At 65.3% G+C, this 7,275-nt stretch carries 7 protein-coding genes; 4 read left to right on the forward strand and 3 right to left on the reverse strand.

Features of this window, described 5'->3' with window-relative positions:
• Together KVS69_RS17335 and glmS are read left to right on the forward strand one after the other, a co-directional pair.
• Nucleotides 1-322 (forward strand): SGNH hydrolase domain-containing protein (locus tag KVS69_RS17335; RefSeq protein WP_217539166.1); only part of this gene is annotated, 322 nt, incomplete at its 5' end.
• A gap of 132 nt (nucleotides 323-454) precedes the next feature.
• Entirely contained in the window at nucleotides 455-2,290 is a 1,836-nt protein-coding gene (gene glmS / locus KVS69_RS17340) for a glutamine--fructose-6-phosphate transaminase (isomerizing) (protein WP_217539168.1), read from the forward strand.
• A gap of 112 nt (nucleotides 2,291-2,402) precedes the next feature.
• On the opposite strand, the gene KVS69_RS17345 is transcribed toward glmS, so the two are convergent.
• Both KVS69_RS17345 and KVS69_RS17350 read right to left on the reverse strand, forming a co-directional pair.
• A complete protein-coding gene (locus KVS69_RS17345; protein WP_093536198.1) occupies nucleotides 2,403-3,806 on the reverse strand; it encodes a mannose-1-phosphate guanylyltransferase/mannose-6-phosphate isomerase in 1,404 nt (467 codons plus the stop codon).
• Nucleotides 3,807-3,817: 11 nt separating this feature from the next.
• The gene (locus KVS69_RS17350; protein ID WP_217539170.1) at nucleotides 3,818-5,167 is read right to left on the reverse strand and encodes a phosphomannomutase; all 1,350 of its coding nucleotides are present in this window, start codon (nucleotides 5,165-5,167) and stop codon (nucleotides 3,818-3,820) included.
• Between the two features lie 124 nt (nucleotides 5,168-5,291).
• On the opposite strand from KVS69_RS17350, the gene KVS69_RS17355 reads away from it, so the two are divergent.
• Nucleotides 5,292-6,023: a CoA transferase subunit A gene (locus tag KVS69_RS17355; protein ID WP_217539171.1), complete on the forward strand. Its 732-nt coding sequence runs from the start codon at nucleotides 5,292-5,294 to the stop codon at nucleotides 6,021-6,023.
• A gap of 1 nt (nucleotide 6,024) precedes the next feature.
• Entirely contained in the window at nucleotides 6,025-6,651 is a 627-nt protein-coding gene (locus KVS69_RS17360; RefSeq protein WP_217539172.1) for a CoA transferase subunit B, read from the forward strand.
• A gap of 41 nt (nucleotides 6,652-6,692) precedes the next feature.
• Here the strand turns inward: KVS69_RS17360 and KVS69_RS17365 are convergent.
• A partial coding sequence (locus KVS69_RS17365) for a rhamnan synthesis F family protein (RefSeq protein WP_302675380.1) occupies nucleotides 6,693-7,275 on the reverse strand: 583 nt, incomplete at its 5' end.

Consider the following 7,275-nt stretch of genomic DNA (forward strand, 5'->3'; position numbering starts at 1 on the left):
GCTTCACTGCAAGACCGAACGCCCCTTGTCGCAGGGTTTGGAGAACGACGTCAACAAGTACCTGTCGGAGCTGGCAGGCAGGTACCCGAATGTGACTGTATTGGATCTGCACCCCTTGTTGTGCGATCGGCAATCCTGCAGGGCAGTGTCCGATGGAAGGCCTGTGTACTACGATGCGGGCCATTTGAGCATGGCTGGTTCGCGCGCATTGGGTTACAAGGCCATTGCCCTTGGCGAGACCCCATCGTTCATCGATCGGGACCGCCTTTCAGAGCATAACCACGCCGCTATAGATGATTCGGCCCCCCGATCGGCAGATTGAGGGAGCGCGGGATTCCTGAACGGACATGACTGAATATGTCAGGGGTTTCTGAAAATCCCTTTCCCTATGCCAGCTGATTGGAACTTTGAACAGTTGTATCATGGGGGATTGGATCACTACGGGCACGATGCAATGTGTGGAATAGTTGGGGCGATCGCCGATCGCGACGTGGTTCCTGTACTCATCGAAGGACTGAAGCGGCTGGAATACCGGGGCTACGACTCTTCCGGCATCGCGGTGCTGGACCAGACCCAAGCCGACGTGCGCCGCGTGCGCCGCACCGGGCGCGTGGCGGAAATGGAAAGGGCCGCCCTGGCCGAAGGCTTCGACGCCACACTGGGCATCGGCCACACCCGCTGGGCCACCCACGGCGGCGTGACCGAAGCCAACGCCCACCCGCACATCAGTGACGGCGTGGCGCTGGTGCACAACGGCATCATCGAAAACCACGAAGAGCAGCGTGAGCGCCTGCGCGGATTGGGCTACGTGTTCGAGTCGCAGACCGACACCGAAGTCATCGCCCACCTGATGCACCACAACCTCAAGAACGGCGACAGCCTCCTGTCGGCGCTGCAGCGCACGGTCAAGGAACTGACCGGTGCCTACGCGCTGGCGGTGATGAGCCGCGCCGAGCCGGACCACTTCGTCTGTGCGCGCATGGGCTGCCCGCTGCTGGTGGGCCTGGGCCAGGGCGAGAACTTCGTGGCCTCCGACGTGTCAGCGGTGATCTCGGCCACCCGCAACGTGATTTTCCTGGAAGAGGGCGACACCGCCGACATCCGCCGCGATGGCGTGCAGCTGTATGACGAACACAACCAGCCGGTGGACCGTGGCGTGCACCAGTCGGATGTGTCGCTGGCCTCGCTGGAGCTGGGCCCGTACCGCCACTTCATGCAGAAGGAAATCCATGAACAGCCGCGCGCGCTGGGCGACACCATCGAAGCGGCGATCGACGCCGGAGGCTTCCCGGCCGAGCTGTTCGGCAAGAACGCCGAAAGCGTGCTGGCCGGCATCGAAGGCGTGCAGATTCTTGCCTGCGGTACCAGCTACTACGCCGGCCTGACCGCGCGTTACTGGATCGAATCCATCGCCGGCCTGCCGTGCAGCGTGGAGATTGCCAGCGAGTATCGTTACCGCGCCGCGTATGCCAACCCCAAGCACCTGATCGTCACCATCTCCCAGTCCGGTGAAACCCTGGACACGATGGAGGCGCTGAAGTACGCCAAATCGCTGGGCCACCTGCACACGCTGTCGATCTGCAACGTGCCGGAAAGCGCCATCCCGCGCGCCAGCGAACTGGTCTGCTACACCCGTGCCGGTGCCGAGATCGGCGTGGCCTCGACCAAGGCGTTCACCACCCAGCTGGCCGCGCTGTTCCAGCTGACCGTGGTGCTGGGCAAGCTGCACGGCCGCATCGATGCCGCGCAGGAAGCGGAGTACCTGGAGCAGCTGCGCTTCCTGCCGGGCAGCGTGCAGCATGCGCTGAACATGGAACCGCAGATCGCCATCTGGGCCGAGCGCTTCGCGCGCAGGAACAGCGCGCTGTTCCTGGGCCGCGGGCTGCATTACCCGATCGCACTGGAAGGCGCGCTCAAGCTCAAGGAAATCACCTACATCCACGCCGAAGCCTACCCGGCTGGCGAGCTCAAGCACGGCCCGCTGGCGCTGGTGGATGAAGACATGCCGGTGGTGGTGATCGCGCCGAACGACAGCCTGCTGGAGAAGGTCAAATCCAACATGCAGGAAGTGCGCGCGCGCGGCGGCGAGCTGTTCGTGTTTGCCGACCAGGACAGCCACTTCGTCGAATCCGAAGGCGTGCACGTCATCCGCACGCCACGGCATGTTGGCGCACTCAGCGCGGTGGTGCATACCATCCCGGTGCAGCTGCTGGCGTACCACACAGCCTTGGCGCGCGGTACCGACGTGGACAAGCCGCGCAACCTGGCCAAGAGCGTGACGGTAGAGTAAGCGATCGACCCAGATCAATCGGGGGTAGATGCCCACCGTAGTTGGGTACGCACTGCAAAAAAAGGGGCGGTCTATCGGGCCGCCCCTTTTCTTGGTCTCGTTACAGGAAAATTCAACTCCGCCCGTACGTATCCTCGAACCGCACGATGTCATCCTCACCAAGATAGCTGCCGGACTGCACCTCGATCAGCTCCAACGGCAGCTTGCCCGGATTGCGCAACCGGTGGGTAACACCCAGCGGAATGTACGTGCTCTGGTTCTCGCCGAGCAGGATGACCTCATCGCCACGGGTTACCTCGGCGGTTCCACTGACCACCACCCAGTGCTCCGCGCGGTGGTGGTGCATCTGCAGGCTCAGCGTGCCGCCCGGCTTGACCGTGATCCGCTTTACCTGGAACCGGTCACCATTGTCGATCGAGTCGTACGCGCCCCAAGGGCGGTACACCTTCCGGTGCCAAGTCGCTTCCGGCCGTGCATCGGCCTTCAACCGCGCCACCACCTGCTTGATCTCCTGCATGCGGTCGCTGCGCCCGACCATCACCGCATCATCGGTTTCCACTACGATCACGTCATCCAGCCCCACCAGCGCGATCAGGCGCTCGCCGTACGCGTAGGTGTTGCGGCAGTCGATTGCGATGACATCACCGTGGTGGGCGTTGCCATCGGCATCCTGCGGTGAAACGTCGCGCAGTGCGGTCCACGAACCCACGTCGTTCCAGCCGGCATCCAGCGGCACCACCACGGCATCGGCGGTCTTTTCCATCACCGCGTAATCGATGGAGTCGGCCGGCACCGCGGCAAAGGCGTCCTTGTCGAGGCGGGTGAAGTCAGTGTCGCGTCGCGCCAGCTGCCAGGCATTACGGCTGGCGACCAGCATTTCAGGCTGGAACAGCTCCAACTCGGCCAGATAGCGGGAGGCCTTGAACAGGAACATGCCGCTGTTCCAGAAGTACTCGCCCGACTCGACGTACTGCCGTGCGGTCTCTGCATCGGGTTTCTCGACGAACCGGTCGACCGCCCGCACCGCACCGCCCGAGGAGGCCTTGATGTAGCCATAGCCGGTCTCCGGCCCGGTCGGCACGATGCCGAACGTGACCAGCTTGCCCTCCTGCGCGGCAGGCAGGGCGCTCAGCACCGCCGCGCGGAAAGCCGCTTCATCGGCGATCACATGGTCCGACGGAAGCACCAGCAGGACCGGGTCGCCGTCCTCCAGCGTGGCTTCCAGTGCCGCCACGGCGATGGCCGGCGCGGTGTTGCGGCCGACCGGCTCCAGCAGGATTGCCTGCGGTACCACGCCCAGCTGCTGCAGCTGTTCGGCGGCAACAAACCGGTGTTCCTCGTTGGCCACCACCAGCGGTGCCCGCCCGGCAATCGGCTCCACCCGCTGCCAGGTGGCCTGCAGCATGGTCTGCTCACCGGCCAGGGCCAGGAACTGCTTCGGGTAGGCCTCGCGCGACAGCGGCCACAGCCGCGTGCCGGAACCGCCAGACAGGATGACCGGAAGGATGTCGTTCATCAGGCTGTGCCTCAGGATGCCTTGAGCAGCTGGGAGATCTCATCGGTGCGCTGCTGCAGCAGTGCCGCATCGCCCCGCGATTCTACGTTCAGGCGCAGCAGCGGCTCGGTATTGGAGCTGCGCAGGTTGAAGCGCCACTGGCCGAAATCCGCGCTGATGCCGTCGGTGTGATCCAGCGTAGGGGCGTAGGAAGCAAAGTGTTCCATCACCCGCGCCACCGCCAGCTTGGCGTCGCTGACCTTGAAGTTGATCTCGCCGCTGCACGGGAATTTCTGCATGCGCTCTTCGACCAGATCGGCCAGCGAGAGCCCGGTTTCAGACACCAGCGCGGCGATCAGCAGCCACGGAATCATGCCGGAGTCGGCGTAGGCGAACTCGCGGAAATAATGGTGCGCGCTCATCTCGCCGCCGTAAACGGCGTCTTCGGCCCGCATCTTTTCCTTGATGAAGGCATGGCCGCTCTTGCACAGCACGGCCTGGCCGCCGGCGTCTTCCACCATCTCCACGGTGTTCCACAGCAGGCGCGGGTCGTGGACCACCTTGCCGCCGGGCTGGCGGGCCAGGATCGCCTTGGCCAGCAGGCCGACCAGGTAATAGCCTTCGATGAAGCGGCCGGTGTGGTCGAAGAAGAAGCAGCGGTCGAAATCGCCATCCCAGGCGATGCCGAAGTCCGCACCGTGTTCGAGCACGGCCTGCGCGGTCATCTCCCGGTTCTCGATCAGCAGCGGATTGGGAATGCCGTTCGGGAAGCTGCCATCCGGCTCGTGGGCGATGCGCACGAACTCAAACGGGAGGTGCGGTGCCAGCAGGTCCACGATGGTGCCGGCGCCGCCATTGCCAGCGTTGACCACCAGCTTCAGCGGCTTGAGCGCGGCGCGGTCAACGTAGCTGAGCAGGTGCTCGATGTAGGCGCTCTTGTCCGTATGCGACTGGATGCCCGCCTTGGGCTCCACGGCAGTGGTGGTGTCCGCCTCGACCGCGTCGGAGATGGCGAACAGGCCGGTGTCGGAACTGATCGGCCGGGCCTGCTGCTTGACCAGCTTCATGCCGTTGTAGTCCATCGGGTTGTGGCTGGCGGTGACCATGACCCCGCCGGCCGCCTTCAGGTGATCCACCTGGAAGTAGACCTCCTCGGTACCGCACAGCCCGATGTCCAGCACCTCGCGCCCGGCACCACGCAGGCCGGCGGCCAGGGCGTCCTGCAGGGCGGGGCTGGTCAGGCGCACGTCATGGCCGACCACCACGGTGCCTGGCTCCAGCTGGGCCGCCAGCGCCACGCCGATTTTCCGCGCCAGGTCTTCGTTCAGCTCGTCCGGCACGCGGCCGCGGATGTCATACGCCTTGAATGCGGGGAGGGTCATCGGGGGTCCTTTCTGTAGTCAGTAGGCGAGTTTAGCCGCTGCGATGTATGGGAAGCGTTTTCAGCCGGGGACGCTACCGGCAATGGCTACAATGGGCCCTTACATCAACGAGGTGAGGGCGTAGATGAGCAAGTCCCCAGACAACGGCCGGCGCGGCAAACGCTATGCCAGCGCCGCCGAAGCGCTGCAGGGTGCGGTGGCCGATGGCCAGACCCTGGCCGTCGGCGGCTTCGGCCTGTGCGGCATTCCCGAAGCGCTGATCGCCGCGCTGCGCGACACCGGGGTGAAGGGCCTGACGGTCATTTCCAACAACGCCGGCGTGGACGGCTTCGGCCTGGGCCAGCTGCTGGAAACGCGCCAGATCAAGAAGATGATTTCGTCCTACGTGGGCGAGAACAAGGAATTCGAACGCCAGTACCTGGCCGGTGAGCTGGAGCTGGAGTTCAACCCGCAAGGCACCCTGGCCGAGCGCCTGCGGGCCGGCGGTGCGGGCATTCCCGCCTTCTTCACCGCCACCGGCTTCGGCACCGTCGTGGCCGACGGCAAGGAAACCCGCGAGTTCGACGGTAAGCACTACGTGATGGAAACCGCGCTGCGCGCCGACGTGGCGCTGGTCAAGGCGTGGAAGGCCGACGAGGCCGGCAACCTGGTGTTCCGCAAGACCGCGCGCAACTTCAACCCTGCCTGCGCAATGGCCGGCAGGCTGTGCGTGGTGGAAGTGGAAGAAGTGGTGCCGGTCGGCAGCATCGACCCGGACCAGGTGCACCTGCCCGGCATCTACGTGCACCGCATCGTGCACAACCCCACTCCCGAGAAGCGGATCGAACAGCGCACCGTGCGTGCGGAGGGCAACTGAGATGGCATGGACCCGCGATGAAATGGCGCAGCGCGCCGCCCGCGAGCTCACCGACGGTGCGTACGTGAACCTGGGCATCGGCCTGCCGACCCTGGTCGCCAACCACATTCCAGACGGCGTGGACGTGTGGCTGCAGTCCGAAAACGGCCTGCTCGGCATCGGCCCGTTCCCGGCCGAAGCCGAGGTGGATGCGGACCTGATCAACGCCGGCAAGCAGACCGTCACCGCGCGTGAAGGGGCCAGCTATTTCGGCAGCCACGACAGCTTCGCGATGATCCGCGGCGGCCACGTCAACCTGGCCATCCTGGGCGCCATGCAGGTTACCGACAAGGGCGACCTGGCCAACTGGATGGTGCCCGGCAAGATGGTCAAGGGCATGGGCGGCGCCATGGACCTGGTGGCCGGCGTGCAGCGCGTGGTGGTGCTGATGGAGCACACCGCCAAGAACGGCGAGCACAAGATCCTGCCCGAGTGCACCCTGCCGCTGACCGGCGTGGGCGTGGTGGATCGGATCATCACCGACCTTGCCGTGTTCGACGTTACCGACGCTGGCTTGAAGCTGGTCGAAGCCGCGCCGGGCGTGAGCAGCGAGGAGCTGAAGGAAAAGACCGGCGTCAGCTTCAGCTGAGCAGGAATGGCACCGATCCGCACGCCTCGCCGACGCGCGGATCAGCCGCGCTTGGCGTAAGCGTAGGTTGAATCGCTGCTGGCGGTTCCCGACGTGACGACCGTGAATCCAGCCTCGAGGCAGACAGCACCCAGCGTGCGCTCCAGCGCGTGCGCCAGGGTGCCGTCGATCTGGCCTTGTTCGGTTTCGAACGCGCTCGGTGGCAGGTGCGCGTCCAGCAACGGCCGCAGCGCGGCCAGCCGTACCCAGAACATGCTGCCGGCGCTGAACTGCGCCCCGAGGATGTCCTTTTGCAGGCCCAGCCGAACCTGCAGCCGTTGCAGCGTGGCGTTATTGGCGCCCACGTACTCGCGCACAGGCAGCAGATGCCCAGCCGGTGCCAGCAGGCCCAGCTGACGGTCCTGTGCAAAACGCGCCACCGCCTGTGCACCGTGCCCATCGCCTAGCAACTGCCGCAGGAGCTCCTGCCGCCATTGCGCGCCGTGCTGCATGTGGGTGGAGCGCTTGGTGTGAAGCTTGAGCACCACGTCCTCGCCTTCCTCCAGCAGCCGGTTGGCTACATGCAAGAACGGCAGGACGTCACGGCCCTGATTGGCGAAAGCCATCACCTCGCCAGCAAGCCCG

Origin of the sequence: Stenotrophomonas sp. GbtcB23, from assembly GCF_019091045.1 — a bacterium.
Classification (GTDB): Bacteria; Pseudomonadota; Gammaproteobacteria; order Xanthomonadales; family Xanthomonadaceae; genus Stenotrophomonas; species Stenotrophomonas rhizophila_A.